Below are 18,037 nucleotides of genomic sequence, written 5' to 3' on the forward strand. Positions count from 1 at the left end.
GAAAGACTGCCCATGCGCATCCTGCAAGTCAGTGCCGAAATTTTTCCTCTGCTCAAAACCGGAGGGTTGGCGGACATTGCCGGTGCGCTCCCGGCGGCTTTACATGAAGCCGGCTGCGATGTGCGGGTGCTGCTGCCGGGTTTTCCGGCCATCGTGGCGGGTTTGCGCAACCCCAGCCCGGTGGGCGCTTTTGTGATGCCGTGGGGCGAAATGTTGGAAGTTGTCTATGGCGACTTGCCGGCGCTCGCCCGCGGCGACATGCAGCAGGGCGCTTATGTGCTGATAGCGCCGGGCCTGTATGAGCGTCCGGGCAATCCGTATGAAGATGCCAACAAGCAGCCTTATGGCGACAACCACCGCCGTTTCGCGGCGCTAGGCCAAGCGGCGGCCCATCTCGCACATGGCATGGACAGCCTGTGGCGCGCCCAACTGGTGCACAGCCACGACTGGCACGCAGGTTTGGCCAGCGCCTACCTCAAGCTCTGGGCCGACCGCGGCGCCACGCGGGTACCTTCGGTATTTACCGTGCACAACCTGGCCTACCAAGGCGTATTTGGCCCTCAATACTTTGGCGATCTGGGCCTGCCGGGCGAAGCTTTTCACGTGCAGGGCATGGAGTTCCATGGCCAGCTCTCCTTCATGAAAGCCGGCTTGTTTTATGCCAGCCACATCACTACCGTGAGCCCCACCTATGCCCGCGAAATCCAGACGCCGGAGCAGGGCTGCGGGCTGGACGGCTTGCTGATGGCAAGGCGTGATGCCTTGAGCGGCATCCTGAATGCAGTGGATGACACAGTCTGGAATCCGACCAGCGACGCCTTGCTGGAACAAAATTTTGACGCCCGCCACATGGCAGGCAAAGCGATCAACAAGGCCATGCTGCAAGGCGCCATGGGCCTTGCCATTGAGCCGGATGCGCCGCTCTTCGCTGTGGTGAGCCGCCTCACTGAACAAAAAGGCCTTCCGCTGGTGCTGGCCGGGCTGGATGAAATTGTGTCCCGTGGTGGCCAATTGCTGGTGCTGGGCAGTGGCGACACCTGGCTGGAACAGGCCTTTACCGAGCGCGCCAAAACCCACGCAGGCCGCGTGGCCGTGAAACTGGGCTACGACGAATCCTTTGCCCACCGGGTATTCGCCGGAAGTGACGTGACCCTGGTGCCCTCGCGCTTTGAGCCCTGTGGCCTGACCCAGATGTATGGCCTCAAATACGGCAGCCTGCCTTTGGTGCGTCGTGTAGGCGGCTTGGCAGACACGGTGGTGGACAGCGATCTCGAAACCCTGGAAGACCGCACCGCCACCGGCTTTGTATTTGATGCGTTTGACGAAACCGCCTACCGCAAAGCGGTGCGCCGCGCTTTTGCCCTTTACCACCGCAAGGCGGAATGGAACCGCGTACGCCAAACCGGCATGAAGCTTGCCTTCGACTGGGCTACCGCCGCCGGGCACTACACCCACCTTTACCAAAGGTTGATTCAAGAATGACCAACACCTCTTCCCCTACTGCGAGTGCCCCTGTGACTTTTGAATTTGATGCGCCCGGGCGCGACCTCGAATCCCTGAAACGCTCCATAGCCAACAAACTCATGTTTGTGGTGGGCAAAGACCCTGAAGCCGCGCGCCCTGAAGACTGGCTGCACGCCGCAGCCTACGCCGTGCGCGACCAGCTGGTCGAGCGCTGGATGACCACCACCCGCGCCCAGTACGCCCAGGACGCCAAGCGCGTGTACTACCTCAGCATGGAGTTCTTGATCGGCCGCACCTTCAGCAACGCCATGCTCGCCGTGGGCCTGCGCGAGCGGGTCAAGCAAGCCCTGGCGGATTTTGGTGTGGATATCGACGCTGTGACCGAGCTGGAGCCCGACGCTGCTTTGGGCAATGGTGGCTTGGGCCGCTTGGCCGCATGCTTCCTGGACTCCATGGCCACGTTGAATATTCCCGGCTTTGGCTACGGCATCCGCTATGACTACGGCATGTTCAAGCAAACGATCGTGGATGGCCGCCAGGTGGAAGTGCCGGACTACTGGCTCACCCACGGCAACCCTTGGGAGTTTCCGCGCCCCGAGGTGAACTACCGCGTGCAGTTCGGTGGCCATGTGGTGAAAGTGGGCGACGCCTACCAATGGGTGGACAGCCACGACGTGCAGGCCATGGCTTACGACACCATCATTCCCGGCTATGCCACCAAGGCCACCAATACCTTGCGTCTGTGGTCCGCCAAGGCTACCCAAGAGATTGATTTGGGCGCCTTCAACCGCGGCAACTACATGGCCGCTGTGGAGACGAAGAACCACTCCGAGAACGTGTCCCGCGTGCTCTACCCGGACGACTCCACGCCCTCCGGCCGCGAGCTGCGCTTGCACCAGGAATACTTCTTCTGCAGCGCCAGCGTGCAAGACCTGCTGCGCCGCTACTTGCGCACCCACGACAACTTTGAGAGCTTGCCCGACAAGGTCAGCATCCACCTGAACGATACCCACCCGGTGCTGGCCATCCCCGAGCTGATGCGCCTGCTGCTCGATGAGCACCACCTGCCCTGGGCAGACGCTTGGCGCCTTTGCCAGGGCGTGTTCAGCTACACCAACCACACCCTCATGCACGAGGCACTGGAGACCTGGCCGGTCGAGATGATGGGCCGCATTCTGCCGCGCCACCTGCAAATCATTTACGACATCAACGCCCAGTTCTTGCACCAGATATCGCTGCGCGGCGGCAGCCCCGAGCTGTTGCGCAAGGTCAGTTTGGTGGATGAAGCCGGCGAGCGCCGTGTGCGCATGGCCTACCTCGCGGTGGTGACCAGTCACTCGGTCAACGGCGTGTCGGCCTTGCACTCCGAGCTGATGAAGGAAAGCATCTTCTTCGACTTTGCCAACCTCTGGCCCGAGCGCTTCAACAACAAAACCAACGGCATTACCCCGCGCCGCTGGCTGGCGCAGGCCAACCCGGCTTTGTCGGCCGTGCTGGACAAGCAGGTCGGCACCGGTTGGCGCCGAGACCTGACCCAGCTGAGCGGCCTGAATGCGGTGCTGACCAGTCCCAAGGTGATCGAGGCCTTCCAGGGCGCCAAGCTGGCCAACAAGCAGCGCCTGGCTTCCTGGGTGCAGGCCAACATGGGCCTGACCATCCCGACCGATGCGCTCTACGACGTGCAGGTCAAGCGCATTCACGAATACAAGCGCCAGCTACTCAATGTGCTGCACGTCATCACCCGCTATCTGCGCATCATCAACAACCCCGGCTCGGTGACGGTGCCCCGTGTCGTGGTGTTTGCCGGCAAGGCGGCATCGGCCTACCATATGGCCAAGCAAATCATTCACCTGATCAACAGCGTGGCCAAGGTCGTCAACAACGACCCTCGCGTGGGCAATCTGCTCAAAGTGGTGTTCATCCCCAACTACAGCGTGAGCCTGGCCGAGCGCATCATCCCTGCGGCCGATTTGTCGGAGCAAATCTCCACCGCCGGCACCGAGGCGTCCGGCACGGGCAACATGAAGTTCGCCCTGAACGGTGCGCTCACCATTGGCACGCTGGATGGCGCCAACGTTGAAATCCTGGAGAACGTGGGTGCCGACAACATCTTCATCTTCGGCCTGACCACGCCACAAGTGGCCGCCACCCGCGCCGCCGGCTACCAGCCACGCGCCATCGCCGAGGGCAACGCCGAGTTGTCTGCGGTGCTGGAAGCCATTCGCGATGGCGCCTTCAGCCCGGACGAGCCCGGCCGCTTCCAGAGCATCTACGACCTGCTGGTGAACTGGGGTGACCACTACCTGCTGTTGGCAGACTATGCTGCCTACATCGTTGCACAAGAGCAGGTGGACGTGGCCTACCAGAGCAAAGAGGCTTGGTCTGTCATGGCCCTGCGTAACGTGGCCGCCATGGGGCCGTTCTCTGCGGACCGCACGATCGGCGAATACGCTGACAAGATCTGGAAGAGCAAACCGCTGGAACTGGCTTCCTGATAGGTGTGCAGAGGCGGATTTGAGCCAAATCTGCCTCTGGCGCCCGTGCAATATGCGCGGGCAGCTATGAATTCAGGAGCGGTTTGATCCGGTCCCAGAAAACGTAGGCGCCCAGTGCAGCGAGGTGCGACCACACCGTCAGCCAATACATCGCCTGAAAACCGGGCTTGACGGTTTTGTGTCGCAACACTTGCTGCGCCAGTCTCGCAGCGGGCCAGCCACCGGACAAGCCGAACAGGTGCAGAGTTTTTTCTTGTATGCGCCATTGGCGGGCGCGGGCAGCGCGCTTGTCCAGCCAGTAAGCAAAAAAGGTGGCTAGGTTTAGCGCAACTCCAAGCCCCAAAACCAAGGGCGGCAGCCGGTGTTGGTAGATGCCCCAACCCAACACTGCCGCCCAGAGTGCCGCCAGGGTGGCGGCGAGAAACTGCTTCAACCCGCCAGCGCCACGTACACGTTTTGCACGTCGTCGTTTTCGTCGATGGCGGCCAGGAAGGCTTCCACTTCTTCCAGCGCTTCGGCGCTCAGGCTGGTGGGGTCGACAGGGTTTTTGGCCTTGTAGCCTAGCTTCATCGACAGCACGTTGAAGCCGAAGTTGGGCAGGGCGCGGGCGACCAGGTCCAGGTCGGCGGGGTCGGTGTAGAACACGGTGTTGCCTTCTTCATCACCGGCTTCAAAGTCTTGCGCACCGGCTTCAATCGCGGCCACTTCAGCGTCGGAGTCGGCGGCGGTGGGGGCCGCTTCGATCATGCCCAGGTGGTTGAAATCCCACGCCACCGAGCCGCTGGTGCCCAGCTGGCCTTTGCGGAACAGCACGCGCATTTCAGGGGCAGTGCGCTTCACGTTGTCGGTCAGGCACTCCACCATCACTGCCACTTGGTGAGGCGCAAAGCCTTCGTAGATAACGTGCTCGTAATTGATGACTTCGCCTGTCAGTCCGGCACCTTTTTTGATGGCACGCTCCAGCGTTTCTTTGGGCATGGAGACCTTGCGGGCCTGCTCGACCACCAAGCGCAGCTTGGCGTTGGCAGCGGGGTCCGCGCCGCCACGGGCGGCCACTGTAATTTCTTTCACCAGCTTGGTAAACAGCCGGCCCTTGGCATCGGCCACCAGGGCTTTGCCCTTTGCTTTCCATTGCGCGCCCATAGCGAGTCTTTCCTTGAGTTGTAAGGCGCGATTTTACTTGGGCACTTATGCCATCCTGATACCCGCGGTGATACGCTGCCTCACCATGACAAACAGCCCCACGATTACTCCCGACAACCGCACCGGCCGACACGCAGCGTGGCTCCTTGCGCTGCTGGCTGCGCCCACGGGCGTGGGGCTGTTGCTGGACACGCACATCACGGTCATGACGCAGTCCATGTTGTATGTTCTGGCCGTGGTGGTCGGCGCCTACGTATTGCCAGCCGCTGCCTCCATGGCCTGCGCGGTGCTGGCGGTGGTGGGCTTGAATTTCTTTTTCGTGCCACCGCGATGGACATTTGCTGTGGACAGCCAGGAACACTTGGTGGCGCTGGTCGTCATGATGGTGGTGGCACTGGTCATCAGCCAGCTCAGCCAGCGCCTGCGCCGCAACACGACACTAGCCCGTTTGCATGCCAGGCGTGCCGAGCAGTTGCAAACCCTGGCCTCGCAGCTTTCGCTTTGCACTGACGCCGCTGCCGCAGCCCGCGCAGGCGCACGGCATGTGGCGCAGGCCTTTGACGGACCTACCGTGCTGGCTCTGCAATCTGACGGGCAACTGTCGGGAGTCGATGCCGCTACAGAGATCACGCCCTCGATGCAAGACGGTCTTCGCGCATCCATGCGCGAAGCGGCAGTGTTGGGACCCGGCACCGGTCGTTGGCCCGGCTTGAATGCCTGGTATCTGCCCTTGGGAAGCGGGCAGCAGATGCATGGAGCGGTTTGTGTGCAAAACATCGAGGCGTCGGATGATGCAGGACGGGAACATGCCCAAGCCCTCTGTGCTTTGATCGCCCAAGCCTTGGAGCGTTTGCGCTTGGGTCGTGAGATGGCCATGGCCGACGAGCGAAGCACCCGTCAGCAGCTGCAAAACACCTTCCTGGCGGCCGTATCGCACGACTTGCGTACACCGCTCGCAGCCATGGTAGGCAATGCCAGTTCACTGCTCACCCAGCGCGACAAGATGACGACGGATGAGCAAGCCACCTTGCTGGACGGTATCGTGCTCTCGGCCACCCATTTGTCGCGCCTCACCGAAAACACCTTGCAGCTCGTGCAACTGGCCAACAGCGACCAGAGTCTGGCGCTGGATTGGGAATCGTTGGAAGAGATTGCCGGTGCTTGTGTGGCACGTCAGCGGCAGGCGGGTGGAGGAACACGCTTGCGCTTGCATTTGGCTGCGGGTCTCCCGCTGGTGCGGGTGAATGCCGTGTTGATAGCGCAGCTTCTGGACAACCTGTTGGATAACGCCTTGAAATACAGCGAAGACGCGGTGGACCTCAAAGTGCGCGTGTGTAACGGCCACATGAAGATCCTGGTGCAGGACCGTGGCCCTGTAATTCCCAAAGAATTGCAGACGCAAATCTTTGAACCTTATTCCCGCGGCGATCGGTCAGGAAAACAGGGCGCGGGTTTGGGTTTGGCGCTGTGCCGCGCTATCGTGCTAGCCCACGGCGGCCGCATAAGCCTGCGGGCCCGCCAAGCAGGCGGCAACAGCTTCCGGGTGTGCTTACCCTTGGCTATTGAGCCACCCATGGCACCCACGGGAGATGCCGCATGAGCTTGCAAGTGCTGGTGGTGGAAGACGATCGCAGCATCCGCGAGATGATGCGCCAGGCCCTGAGCCTGGAGGGTTTCACGGTGCGCACGGCGGTGTCGCTGAGCGAAGCCGGCTCCATGGTGGAACACGCCACGCCTGACCTGATGTTGCTGGACTTGGGCCTGCCGGATGGCGATGGCGCGGCGCTGTTGCAGCGCGTCCGGCTGACGCACAACTTCCCGGTGTTAGTGGTATCAGCCCGGCACCAGGAGGCGCAAAAAGTGCAGCTGCTGGATGCCGGGGCAGACGACTATCTGGTTAAACCCTTCAGCGTGGCAGAGCTGTTAGCCCGTATCCGCGTGGCGCTGCGACATCGGGGCACCACCGTGGCTGCGGCGGTCACGCGCCACACTTTGGATGGGCTGGAGATCGACCTTGAAGCCCGTTCGGTGCACTTGGCCGGTGCGGAACTGCACCTCACTCCCACCGAATTCAATCTTCTGGCCCGTCTGGTGCGCAGTGCGGGCAAAGTGGTGACCCACCGGCAACTGCTGCTGGACGTGTGGGGCGCTGAATTTGTGGACCACACCCACTACCTGCGGCTGTATATGGGTCAGTTGCGCGCCAAGCTGGAGCGCACCCCCGCGGAGCCCCGCCACCTGCTGACGGAAGTGGGCGTGGGCTACCGGCTGGCCACGGTGTAGCCCTCGCACCTATTCCTTATGCGATCCTGATGCGTTCAGGCGCACAGTGAGTGTCCTCACAACTCTCAAAAAATGTATGCGGAATGCAGAACATCATGGCGGCACTGCCGCGCTGACACTGGGCGCACTGGGTGTGGTGTACGGCGACATAGGCACCAGCCCGCTCTACACCGTCAAGGAAATCTTCGGACCCGCCACGGGCATCCCGCTGGATGCACAGCACCTCATAGGCGCGGTGTCGGTGGTGTTCTGGGGCCTCATGCTGGTGGTCACTCTCAAGTACGTGCTACTCATACTGCGTGCGGACAACAACGGGGAGGGCGGCATCATGGCGCTCACCGCCCTGGCGGCCAAAGCGGCCGGTACCACGCCGCGCCGGCGCATCACGCTGCTGCTCATCGGAGTCATGGGGGCAGCCCTTTTCTATGGTGACAGTGTGCTGACGCCCGCCGTGTCGGTGTTGAGTGCGGTGGAGGGCTTGGAGGTGATTACCCCTGCGTTCAAGCCTTATGTGCTGCCTATCTGCACCGGTGTGTTGATCGCGCTGTTCGCATTCCAGCGATTCGGCACCTCGGCAGTAGGCAAATTTTTCGGACCGGTGATCGTGGTGTGGTTCGGCGTGTTGGCAGCGACGGGGGTGGCCCAGATTGCGCAGGAGCCAGCCATACTTGCGGCGCTGAATCCTCTAAACGCATTCTCGTTTCTCGCGTCACAGGGTTGGCACCTCTTTGTGGCTTTGGGCGCCATTGTTCTTGCCTTCACCGGCGCCGAGGCGCTGTACGCCGATATGGGGCATTTCGGCAAGCGTCCTATCCAATGGGCGTGGACCGGCTTAGTGCTGCCGGCGCTGGCCATCCATTACATGGGTCAGGGCGCTTTGCTGATGCGTGACCCTTCGGCCCTGGAAAGTCCGTTTTTCCGCATGTTTCCTGAAGCCTGGCTGATTCCTGCCGTGGTTCTGGCGACGCTCGCAACGGTGATTGCTTCGCAAGCCGTCATTTCCGGTTGCTATTCCATGACCCGCCAGGCCATGCAGCTGGGGCTTTTGCCACGCATGCAGGTCATCAACACTTCTGCCAAAGAGGCTGGCCAAATCTACATGCCCGGGGTGAACTGGTTGCTGCTGGTGGCCGTATTGCTGTCAGTGTTCGGGTTCGGCAGCTCGTCGGCCATGGCCGCTGCCTATGGCATCGCAGTCACTGTCACCATGTTGATTACGACGGTGCTGACCTTCTTTGTGGTGCGCCAGGGCTGGCGTCTACCCTTGCCGCTGGCGATCGCGTCGACTGCCTTTTTCATCATCGTGGACGGCATGCTGGTGGTGGCTTGTTCGCTCAAGTTCTTTCAGGGTGGTTGGTTCCCCTTGGTCATGGGCGCGGCTATCTTCATGGTGATGGCCACATGGCGTCGCGGACGCGAACTCTTGTTGAGTTCCTTGCGCCAGGACGATCCTGAACTCTTGCCTTTTGTGCAGTCGCTGAGCCAGGACAGCATGCATCTGGTGCCCCGCACCGCCGTGTACGCCGTAGCCAACCCGGACACGGTACCCCAAGCCTTGATGCATAACCTCAAGCACAACCAGGTGCTGCATGAGCGCAACATCATCCTGACGGTAGTCTTCCATGACGTGCCCTGGATTCCATTTGAAGAGCGCGTCAAGGTGCAGCCGCTGGTCAGTGGCTTCTGGCGGGTCGAGGTGCACTACGGTTTCAAAAACAACCCGGACATCCCGCAGGCGCTTGAGCTGTGCAAGACGCATGGCATTGCCATCAACCTGTTTGAAACTTCGTACTTCTTGAGCCGGGAAATTGTGGTGCCTACCAAGGGGCACGGCATGGCATTGTGGCGCGAGCGCATGTTTGCCCTCATGTCACGCAATGCCGGCAATGCAGCGGACTTCTTCCGCCTGCCCGACAACTGTGTGGTGGAGCTCGGAACCCGGGTGCAGATTTAAGGGCGGGGGCTAGGGGCGGGCCGTGGGGCCTTGCAGCACGGGCTTGGGCGCGCTACGCCACTGCTCGATACGCTGCTCCACCTGGGTGTGAAACAGGTAGCTCACGCCCAGCGCCACAAACCAGCTGCCGGCGATGAAGAACAGGGCGGCATCGCCGTCTTCCCAGCCCAACTCGGCCCAAGCGGCATTGGCCAACAGCAGCACCGAGTAGTGCACCAGAAAGAGTGCATACGAAGTGCGGCTGAGTTGACCCACTATGTAGTCCAGCCACCGGGGCAGCCGCAGCTGCCAACTGCCGAAGCTGGCCAGCACGGCTGACACGCTGATGGCCAGGGCCATGCGCTCGCGGAAGTTCACGGTGAGCGAGGCCAAGCCCGCGCTCAAGGCCGTGGCATAGAGCACGATGGCATAGAGCCCGTGGCGAGCCCGCAGCCCGGCCCACCAGGCCAAGGCACCCAGGCCATAAGCACCGAAGAAGTACAAGGCCCACGCATCCCAGCTGGCATCGGTGTTGAACCAGGTTACCGAAGCGATACACAGCAGCGCCACCAGGCCCATGCTGAGCCAGCGTTTTCCCCGGCTCACCCAGAGCAGCAATGCCAGAGCCGCGTACAGCTGGAAGTCAATGGCCACGTACCACACGCCCGCCGAGAGCGACTCCACATCCAGCACGCTGTGCAGCAAGCTGGCGTGGGCCAAAAACTGGGTGAAAGTGGGCGCGGCGGGTACCACTGCCGTGTCCAGAAATGGACGTGCCAGCGCCGAGCACAGCACGGTGAGCAGCAATGCAGCCACAAAGGGGAACGCCAGCCGCACGTAACGCTGCCACAGGCCCATCAGCATGGCGGTGGCGGGTCGTTTGGTCAGGGCGAAGCTGCGTGCGGCAAGGTAACCGGCGACCACCAGAAAGACTTGTACGGCCATACGGGCATTTTCATACAGCCAGGTCATGATATCGGGCAGGGAGTCCGACGCGGCTTCAGACAAAGGCCCGTAGGCGGAAAAGTGATGCAGCACGATGCACTGGGCTGCAACGACTTTGAGGATATCGATCAGGCGGAACTGGTGGCGGGCGGGCAGGCGAACGGCGGTCATCAATGCAAGCAAAAAGGGCCCCGCCGGCCTCTTCAAGCCAGCGTGAACAAGGGTATGTCTTTGGATGTGGCAAGCGCATCAAGCTGCTTGCAGGTTTTGCCGGCCACAAAAGCGGCAACGGCGGCATGGGTCTCCGGGGAGAACATGGTCAAGGGGTGCGATTGTCGCAGACCCGCGGCCTCAGCCAGCGCCTTGGAAAAATGCGGCTCCAGCGCTGCAAGTGCCACGCGCCCGTCCTTGCAAGGGTAGACGCGGTAGCCTGCATGGCTTCCGCCCACTGCAGAACCCGGCAATGTCAGGCCCCAGCTGCGGGGCAGGGCGAGGTAAGCGGCCGCCTCGGAGAGGGCGACTTCCAGATACACTCCCTTACCTTTTTGGTGCTGGTGCAACCGGGTTTGCAGCACGGCTTCGCTGGTCATGAGCGAGCCGCCCATGTCGGCGTATAGGGTGGGGGGTAAGTCGAGGCCGGTTACCAGGCCGTTTTCAGCCAGGTAGGTCAGGTCGTGGCCGGGTTCTTCAGCACGTTCGCCCGGAGCTCCCACGATGGCGACCATGGAGAGCCGGGGGTACCGCTTACGCAGGGCTTTCCATTCCAGCCCGAGTTTTTTGAGCGCACTGGGCCGGAAGGAGGTGAGCAGAACGTCGGCCTTGGCCAGTTCTTTGTGCAGTGCCTGCTGGCCTTTGTCGGTTTTGAGGTCGGCGGCCAGCACCCGCATGCCGCGGTGCATCTGGTCATAGGCTTTGCGGTTGTACAGGCCCATGGGGTCGCCGGAGGATCCTGCCGGTGCGCCTGCGGGGGCGGGGGGCTCCAGCTTGACGCAGGTCGCTCCCATATCGCGGCAGCGCATCAGCGCAGCAGGCCCCGGCAGGTTGAGTGCCAGGCTCAGTATGCGGGTGCCCTTGAGCGGGCGGATGATTTTGGCGGGTGTGGCGGCAATAGGTTCGGGCATGGTTTTGCTATCAAAAAAGAAGCTGCTCGCGCATATTCTGCCTGCGCTGGTGGCTTATTTGTTATGTAAGTGTCGCCAACTGGACGGCCCAGGTCTTGAGCCACTCCACTGCGTCTTCCTCGGGCTGCATCGTCTCCATCGCGTCAATCTCGCAGATGTCGCCCACTCGGCGGGCACCCAAGTCTTGCAGCTTGGCGTCAAACTGTTTGCCGCCGCCAAGAAAGCTGTCGCCATAGCTGCTGTCACCCAAGGCGACCAGACCGTAGCGGACATGGCCCAGGAACTTGGCCTCAGTGTCCAGGCTGTTGAGCAGTCCGGCGGCGTTGGGAGGCACATCGCCCACCCCGGTGGTGGACGTGCAAACGATAAAGACGCCAGGGGCATCGAACGCACTGATGGTGAGCCCGTCCATGGGCAGGATGTCGATGGTGGCGTCTATGTCGTCCGCACAGAATTGCAGGGCTTGGGCGACGCTGCTGGCATTGCCATTGACGGTGCCGACAAGAATCGTGATTTGCATGGCAGTAGTTGGGGGTGAAGGGCAGTTGGCAGGGATGATAGGGGCAATAATGGCGGCCTCTCCCGGCAACGGGATTCCCGTCATTTGCAGGTGCCCCGTGACCCAAGCCCCCCATCCCCAACTCGGCTTCTCTTTTTTGGCTGAATTGCCCACGCTCGATCTGGAGCCGCCCAAGCGTGCCACTCGCAATTCCAAGGCAGCCAAAGTCGCCAAACCCGTGACACCTGCAGCCACTGTGACGACGCCCATGGATGTGGAAGCCATGGCCCGAACGCTCGAGGCGCACCCGGACTACAAGCTGCAGCGCAGGTTGAAGCCCTGCCTGAATTGGCCCGGTGCAGCGCCGGGCGAGGTGAAAACCATTCTGGTGCTGGACACGGAAACCACAGGCTTGGATCAGGCCAAAGAAAAAATCATCGAACTCGCACTATTGAGGGTGGATATCGACACCGCCACGGGCTTGCCCGTAGGCCCAGTGCAGGTGTATGACGGCTTGGAGGACCCGGGCAAAGCCATTCCCCCCGAGGTGGTGGCCATCACCGGGATTCAGGACGCAGATGTGCAGGGCCAAGCACTGGATGAGGCGCGCGTAGCTGAGCTCATGCAAGGGGTGGACGTGGTCATCGCCCACAACGCAGGGTTTGACCGTCCGTTTGTGGAGAGCCGCCTGCCGGCCTTTGCGGCGCTGCCCTGGGCCTGTTCGTTTGCTGACCTCGATTGGAAGTCCCTGGGCCGCAGCTCCGCCAAACTGGAGAGCCTGGCGCAAGAGCTGGGCTTGTTTTACGACGCACACCGCGCTGAGATGGATTGCCACGCACTGCTGGCTGTATTGGCCGCCCCTTTGCCGCAAACCCAGTCAACGTCCCCGGGCGCAAACCGTACAGGCTTGGCCCATTTGCTGCAGTCCGCGCGCAACCCGAGCTATCGCTTAAGCGCGACGAACGCACCGTTTGAAGCCAAGGACCTGCTCAAAGCACGGGGCTACCGTTGGAATGCGGATCAGCGTGTGTGGGCCGCCCGTTTGAGTGACGACGCTGCGTTACATGCAGAGTTTGATTGGCTGCGTCAGCAGGTCTATCACGGCCGGCACGCTGCGGTGCAGGTCGAGAAGATGGATGCATTGACGAAGTACTCCAGCCGCAGCGGTCAGACGACCCATCAACAGCTGTAAGGCGTCAGCGCATGAACTGCCAACTGCTCAGTGTGCAAACCGGCACTGCCCGCAAGGTGCAGATCCAGGGGCGCAGCATTCTGACGGCGATCCGCAAAACCGCGGTGACCGGCCCGGTGCCGGTGATGCCTCTGGGGCTGTTGGGCGACGAGCAGGCCGACCCGTCGGTTCACGGGGGCTTGGACAAGGCGGTCTACGCCTATCCCTCAGAACACTACGAGTTCTGGCGCCAGGCGCGTCGGGAGGCGGGCGTGGCCGACATCGATGATCAACTGCCCTTCGGTGCCATGGGGGAGAACCTCACGTTGTCCGGTCTGCTGGAGCAGGATGTGTGGGTGGGCGATGTGCTGCGGTTTCAACACTGTGCCTTGCGGGTGGTGCAGCCGCGGGAGCCGTGCTTCAAGTTCAATGCGGCAATGGGCTTCAGCTCGGCGGTGAAAGCCATGGCCCTGAGCGGGCGCTGCGGCTTCTATCTTGCGGTGGATGTGCCCGGCACTTTGGAAGCGGGCGAGTCTTTTACCTTGCAGCCCGGGCCCCGGCAGATGGGCATCCCCGAGCTGTTCAAGGCCAAGTTGTTCAAGCACCTGCGCTAGTGCGCAGGATGCTCAACCCCGGGTCAGGGTGGTGCTGATCGCGTTGGCCAGTTCGTTGGGTTCGAACTTGGCAACATAAGCGTCAGCCCCCACACCACTGGCGTGGCCTTCACTGGCGCTCCCGGTGAGCGACGAATACACGATGACCGGAATGCCCGCAAAGCGGCTGTCATTCTTGATGCTGCGGGTGAGGGTGAAGCCATCCATCTCCGGCATTTCCAGGTCGGTCAGCACCAGGGCCACCTTGTCTTTGGCGCGCTTGCCATGGTTGACGGCATCGCTGTGGATTTGACCCAAGCGCTCCCAGGCTTCTTTGCCATTCTTCACCGCTGAATAAGCCACACCCATGGTCTTGAGGCTTTCTTCGACCAGCATACGGGCAATGGCAGAGTCGTCCGCAAACAGGATGCTGGTGCCCTCGGGCAGCTTGATTTTCTGGATGTTGCTGTTGGCAGAGTCCGTTTGTGAATTGGGGAATACGTTGCGGATGATCTGCTCTACATCGAGCACCTGTGCGAGACGCGAATCAGCGACATCGCCATCAATCCGGGCCACGCCGGAGAGCAGACCTGAGCTGTTGTTGTCTGCGGCCAGAAGGTGTTTCCAGTCTAGCTGGATGATCTCTACCACTTCATCCACCAGGAAGGCTTGGGTTGTGCGTGCGAACTCTGTAACCAGCACGATCTTGGAGTTGGTTTTGGGCACGCAACCGGACAAGGCGGGCAGGTCAATGACTGGAATCAATTGCCCCCGCACATTGGCCAAGCCCATGGCATGGGCCGGAGCATTGACGATGCTGGTGATTTCGGGGGCGACCACAATTTCACGCACCTTGAACACATTGATGCCGAAGAGCTCGCTGCGCCCGCTGCCGGCAGAGTCACCGAGTCGGAAAAGCAGCAGCTGGAACTTGCTGTCGGCGGTGTGGCTGCTGCTAGGCGCTGTTTTGGTGTTGAGTGGCGTGCTCATGGTCGTGCCTTTGGTAACTGGGGATGGGCACCTTCACTTTAACCCTTTCCGTGGACAGCGCTTTGGCTAAAAGACAGGGTTTTTGCAGCTTCTCTCAGGAACTGGCGCACTTGGGCGATATCGGGCCCCACGTGACGGTCTATCCGCCGGATGTAGGGGCAGGTCAAGGTCGCCAGCGCTGTGTTGTCCGGTCCCAGGATGGGGAACGAAACATCCGTCACGCCGAAAGTCTGCGCACTGTCCCGCTCCAGGTAACCTTGATCGCGGATGGACTGCAGGGTGGCAGCAAGTTTTTCGTGCGATATCGGTACCTCGCCATCCAGAGGGGTGTGCTCGGCCAGCATGCGCTGATAACTGTCGGGGTTGGCATACGCCAGCAGCAAATGGCCGGACGCCGTGTCGAGCAAACCCACGCGTGCACCGCGTTGTACCGAAAAGCTCCATCCGCTGGGGCTGCTGATTTGGGCGCTGATGAGCACATTGCCGCGGTCATACACACCCATATGGCAGCTTTGTTCGGCCTTGCGGGTGAACTCGTCCATGACCGGCAATGCCTGGTTAATCAGGCGGCTGAGGGGGGGGTGCATGTTCGCCAATGCAAACAGTTTGAGGCTGAGGGCATAGCGGTCACCGGACGGGTTGCGCATCACATACTGTCGCGCCACCAGGCGCTCCAGCATGCGGTAGATCTCGCTGGCGCTCCGGTCCATCTCTTTCACGATTTCCGCGCGGGTCAGGCCGTGGGCTTGACTCGCCAGCAGCTCCAGTATGTCCAAGCCTTTGTCCAGGGCAGGGGCCCGGTAACGGTCCTCTGGGGGGAGGCCGGACTCATCAATCTCTTCGGTTTTGGGGCGTCTGCCACGGGGCTTTAATTCTTTGTCGGTCATCGCTTGTCTCTGTTTTCGTGGTCTTGTCGTTATCGCACCAATTGCATGTCAACTCGCCGCTGTATTTTCAATGCAGGGTGCACGTGTCAACTGTCTTCATAAATCTAGGGAAAGTACTGAGCGCAGGTTTTTACTTTCGAATTACAGTTTCTTCATCGGTGAATTATTTATTCATATTTGAATTTAAGCAAACGGGGTGTCATCCATGGGTGCAGGCAGGTTGGAAGGTAAAACGGTGTTGATCACGGCGGCGGCACAAGGCATAGGTCGTGCCAGTGCGCTGGCCTGTGCGCGGGAAGGTGCCCATGTCATCGCTACCGATATCAATGCAGCTTTTCTGGAGACGCTGGCTGCTGAGCATCCATCCATTCGTACTTCGGTGTTGGATGTGCGGAGTAACGAAGCCGTTTCTGCACTGGCAGCAAGCATGCCTGCATTGGATGCCTTGTTCAATTGCGCCGGAATGGTGGCCAACGGATCGGTGTTGGACTGCACTGAGGCGGACTGGGACTTGAGCTTTGACTTGAATGTGAAAAGCATGTTCCGGATGACCCGGGCATTCTTGCCGGGCATGCTGGGCAAGGCCGCTGCAGAGCAGGGCAGTGTGTCCATCATCAACATGGCATCCATGGCGTCCAGCATCAAAGGCTTTGCCAATCGTTGTGCTTATGGAGCCACCAAGGCCGCAGTGATCGGTTTGACCAAATCTTTGGCGGCAGACTACGTGAAGGCCGGCTTGCGCGCCAATGCCTTGTGCCCCGGCACGGTAGACACACCTTCTTTGCGGGGACGCATCGCCTCTGCAGCAGACCCTGTGCAGGCGGAAAAAGATTTCATCGCCCGCCAACCCATGGGGCGTCTGGCGCTGGTGGAAGATATCGCGCCCATGGTGGTCTACCTTGCAAGTGACGAATCGCGTTTCGTGACGGGGCAGACGATGCTGGTCGATGGTGGTGTCACGATCTGACGCCGGGCACATGATGAGCAACTCCACCATGTCGACGGGTCCACTGATCGAGGTTCGTCAACTCAGCAAGTCATTCCCTGGAGTGAAGGCACTAGACCGTGTGCGCTTTGATTTGCTTGGCGGTGAGGTGCATGCCCTGATGGGCGAGAACGGTGCGGGTAAATCGACCCTGATGAAGATTCTGGCGGGCGTTTACCAGAAAGATGATGGCGAAGTGCTGGTGGATGGAAAAGCGGTGGATATTCACAGTCCGGCCCACGCGCAGTCGCTGGCCATCGGCATCATTCACCAGGAGCTGCATCTGATGCCGCATTTGACAGCGGCACAAAACATCTTTCTCGGGCGTGAGCCGCGCAAGGCGGGAGGTTGGTTGCTGGACGAGGCCAAACTCAACGAGGATACGCATGCATTGTTTACGCGCCTGAATCTGCGCATGGAGCCATCGAACCGGATTGCAGACCTCACGGTGGCCAAACAGCAGTTGGTGGAAATTGCGAAAGCACTCTCCTTCAAATCGCGTGTGCTCATCATGGATGAGCCGACCGCAGCCTTGAACAATGCAGAGATTGAAGAGCTGTTTCGCATCATCCGGCAGCTCAAGAGTGAAGGTGTTGGCATCGTCTACATCTCGCACAAGATGGACGAGATTCAACGCATTGCAGACCGCATCACCGTGATGCGGGACGGAAGTTACATCGACACCGTACCTGCACACACACCCATGTCGCAAGTGATTGCGATGATGGTGGGGCGCCAGCTGGAGCAATCAGACAAGTACATACCCGATACCTCTGCCAATGAGGTTCTGTTGGAGGTGCTGGGGCTCAACCGCGGTCGCGCCATCCGGGATGTGAGTTTTCGCGTACGCCGTGGCGAGATTCTGGGCTTTGCCGGTTTGATGGGTGCGGGTCGTACCGAAGTGGCACGTGCCGTATTCGGTGCGGACCCCGTGGATTCGGGGGAAGTGCGTGTCGCCGGCAAGCCGGTGCCATTGCGTTCTCCGCAAGATGCTGTGAAAGCAGGGATTGGTTACTTGTCGGAGGACCGCAAGCATTTCGGTTTGGCTACCGGCATGGACGTAGCGGCCAACATTACTCTGCCCAGTCTGTCACGGTGGTTGCGTTGGGGCGTTTTCTTGAACAAGAGTGCCATCGCTGATGTTTCCCGCACGATGGTGGACAAGCTGCGCATCAAGACTCCCTCCATTCACCAGATGTCCAAGTTGCTATCCGGTGGTAACCAGCAGAAAGTGGTGATCGCGAAGTGGCTGGTGCAGGACTGTGAAGTGCTGATTTTTGATGAGCCCACACGCGGTATCGATGTGGGGGCCAAAAGTGAAATCTACAAATTACTGAATGATTTGGCCGCACAAGGGCGGGCGATTGTGGTGATTTCCAGCGAGTTGCCGGAGGTGCTGCTACTGAGCCACCGCATCCTGGTGATGTGCGAGGGTCGGATTACCGGTGAAGTGCGCGGCGATGAAGCTACTCAGGAAAACCTGATGGAACTCGCCACGCGCAGGGAAACCATGGCGGCTTGAGCGTCA

16 protein-coding genes are annotated in these 18,037 nt (G+C 60.8%); 9 read left to right on the forward strand and 7 right to left on the reverse strand.

What is annotated here, in order from left to right:
• Positions 1-12 precede the first annotated feature (12 nt).
• Positions 13-1,482 (forward strand): glycogen synthase GlgA, encoded by a 1,470-nt coding sequence (glgA, locus tag ACOAP0_RS18950; RefSeq protein WP_498377694.1) that lies wholly within the window; start codon positions 13-15, stop codon positions 1,480-1,482.
• Positions 1,479-3,959, forward strand: coding sequence for a glycogen/starch/alpha-glucan phosphorylase (locus ACOAP0_RS18955; RefSeq protein WP_498377695.1), 2,481 nt, complete (start codon positions 1,479-1,481; stop codon positions 3,957-3,959). The genes glgA and ACOAP0_RS18955 overlap by 4 nt, the downstream gene beginning before the upstream one ends.
• 64 nt (positions 3,960-4,023) lie before the next feature.
• Here the strand turns inward: ACOAP0_RS18955 and ACOAP0_RS18960 are convergent, their stop codons facing one another.
• Both ACOAP0_RS18960 and ACOAP0_RS18965 read right to left on the reverse strand, forming a co-directional pair.
• Positions 4,024-4,392, reverse strand: coding sequence for a DUF1294 domain-containing protein (locus ACOAP0_RS18960; RefSeq protein ID WP_498377696.1), 369 nt, complete (start codon positions 4,390-4,392; stop codon positions 4,024-4,026).
• Positions 4,389-5,102 (reverse strand): YebC/PmpR family DNA-binding transcriptional regulator, encoded by a 714-nt coding sequence (locus ACOAP0_RS18965; RefSeq protein WP_313866446.1) that lies wholly within the window; start codon positions 5,100-5,102, stop codon positions 4,389-4,391. Before ACOAP0_RS18965 ends, ACOAP0_RS18960 begins: the two co-directional genes overlap by 4 nt.
• Before the next feature lie 85 nt (positions 5,103-5,187).
• Between ACOAP0_RS18965 and ACOAP0_RS18970 the strand changes: the two genes are divergently transcribed.
• The 3 genes from ACOAP0_RS18970 (at position 5,188) to ACOAP0_RS18980 (ending at position 9,339) form a co-directional block, all read left to right on the forward strand.
• Positions 5,188-6,702, forward strand: a complete 1,515-nt coding sequence (locus tag ACOAP0_RS18970; protein WP_498377697.1) for an ATP-binding protein — start codon at positions 5,188-5,190, stop codon at positions 6,700-6,702.
• Positions 6,699-7,385 carry a response regulator gene (locus ACOAP0_RS18975; protein WP_498377698.1) on the forward strand — a complete coding sequence of 229 codons (687 nt, stop codon included), beginning with the start codon at positions 6,699-6,701 and terminating at the stop codon, positions 7,383-7,385. The genes ACOAP0_RS18970 and ACOAP0_RS18975 overlap by 4 nt, the downstream gene beginning before the upstream one ends.
• Positions 7,386-7,461: 76 nt before the next feature.
• Positions 7,462-9,339, forward strand: coding sequence for a potassium transporter Kup (locus ACOAP0_RS18980; RefSeq protein ID WP_498377699.1), 1,878 nt, complete (start codon positions 7,462-7,464; stop codon positions 9,337-9,339).
• Between the two features lie 9 nt (positions 9,340-9,348).
• Here ACOAP0_RS18980 and ACOAP0_RS18985 read toward each other — a convergent pair whose 3' ends face one another.
• The 3 genes from ACOAP0_RS18985 to ACOAP0_RS18995 all read right to left on the reverse strand — a co-directional run bounded on the left by ACOAP0_RS18985 (position 9,349) and on the right by ACOAP0_RS18995 (position 11,904).
• Entirely contained in the window at positions 9,349-10,434 is a 1,086-nt protein-coding gene (locus ACOAP0_RS18985; RefSeq protein ID WP_498377700.1) for an acyltransferase family protein, read from the reverse strand.
• A 32-nt stretch (positions 10,435-10,466) separates the two neighbouring features.
• Positions 10,467-11,384: a CoA transferase gene (locus ACOAP0_RS18990; RefSeq protein WP_498377701.1), complete on the reverse strand. Its 918-nt coding sequence runs from the start codon at positions 11,382-11,384 to the stop codon at positions 10,467-10,469.
• 61 nt (positions 11,385-11,445) lie between these two features.
• Positions 11,446-11,904, reverse strand: coding sequence for a flavodoxin domain-containing protein (locus ACOAP0_RS18995; RefSeq protein WP_157673003.1), 459 nt, complete (start codon positions 11,902-11,904; stop codon positions 11,446-11,448).
• Positions 11,905-12,001: 97 nt separating this feature from the next.
• On the opposite strand from ACOAP0_RS18995, the gene ACOAP0_RS19000 reads away from it, so the two are divergent.
• Both ACOAP0_RS19000 and ACOAP0_RS19005 read left to right on the forward strand, forming a co-directional pair.
• Positions 12,002-13,075, forward strand: a complete 1,074-nt coding sequence (locus tag ACOAP0_RS19000; RefSeq protein ID WP_498377702.1) for a 3'-5' exonuclease — start codon at positions 12,002-12,004, stop codon at positions 13,073-13,075.
• An 11-nt stretch (positions 13,076-13,086) separates the two neighbouring features.
• The gene (locus ACOAP0_RS19005; protein ID WP_498377703.1) at positions 13,087-13,668 is read left to right on the forward strand and encodes an MOSC domain-containing protein; all 582 of its coding nucleotides are present in this window, start codon (positions 13,087-13,089) and stop codon (positions 13,666-13,668) included.
• 12 nt (positions 13,669-13,680) lie between these two features.
• Here ACOAP0_RS19005 and ACOAP0_RS19010 read toward each other — a convergent pair whose 3' ends face one another.
• Both ACOAP0_RS19010 and ACOAP0_RS19015 read right to left on the reverse strand, forming a co-directional pair.
• Positions 13,681-14,637 carry a chemotaxis protein gene (locus ACOAP0_RS19010; protein ID WP_087493751.1) on the reverse strand — a complete coding sequence of 319 codons (957 nt, stop codon included), beginning with the start codon at positions 14,635-14,637 and terminating at the stop codon, positions 13,681-13,683.
• A 38-nt stretch (positions 14,638-14,675) separates the two neighbouring features.
• Positions 14,676-15,524, reverse strand: a complete 849-nt coding sequence (locus ACOAP0_RS19015) for an IclR family transcriptional regulator (protein ID WP_087493752.1) — start codon at positions 15,522-15,524, stop codon at positions 14,676-14,678.
• Between the two features lie 205 nt (positions 15,525-15,729).
• Here ACOAP0_RS19015 and ACOAP0_RS19020 point away from each other — a divergent pair, with 205 nt between their 5' ends.
• Together ACOAP0_RS19020 and ACOAP0_RS19025 are read left to right on the forward strand one after the other, a co-directional pair.
• Positions 15,730-16,491: an SDR family oxidoreductase gene (locus tag ACOAP0_RS19020; protein WP_498377704.1), complete on the forward strand. Its 762-nt coding sequence runs from the start codon at positions 15,730-15,732 to the stop codon at positions 16,489-16,491.
• A 28-nt stretch (positions 16,492-16,519) separates the two neighbouring features.
• Entirely contained in the window at positions 16,520-18,031 is a 1,512-nt protein-coding gene (locus ACOAP0_RS19025) for a sugar ABC transporter ATP-binding protein (RefSeq protein ID WP_498377705.1), read from the forward strand.
• Positions 18,032-18,037 lie beyond the last annotated feature (6 nt).

The organism is Curvibacter sp. Hmag1.1 (genome assembly GCF_059769165.1).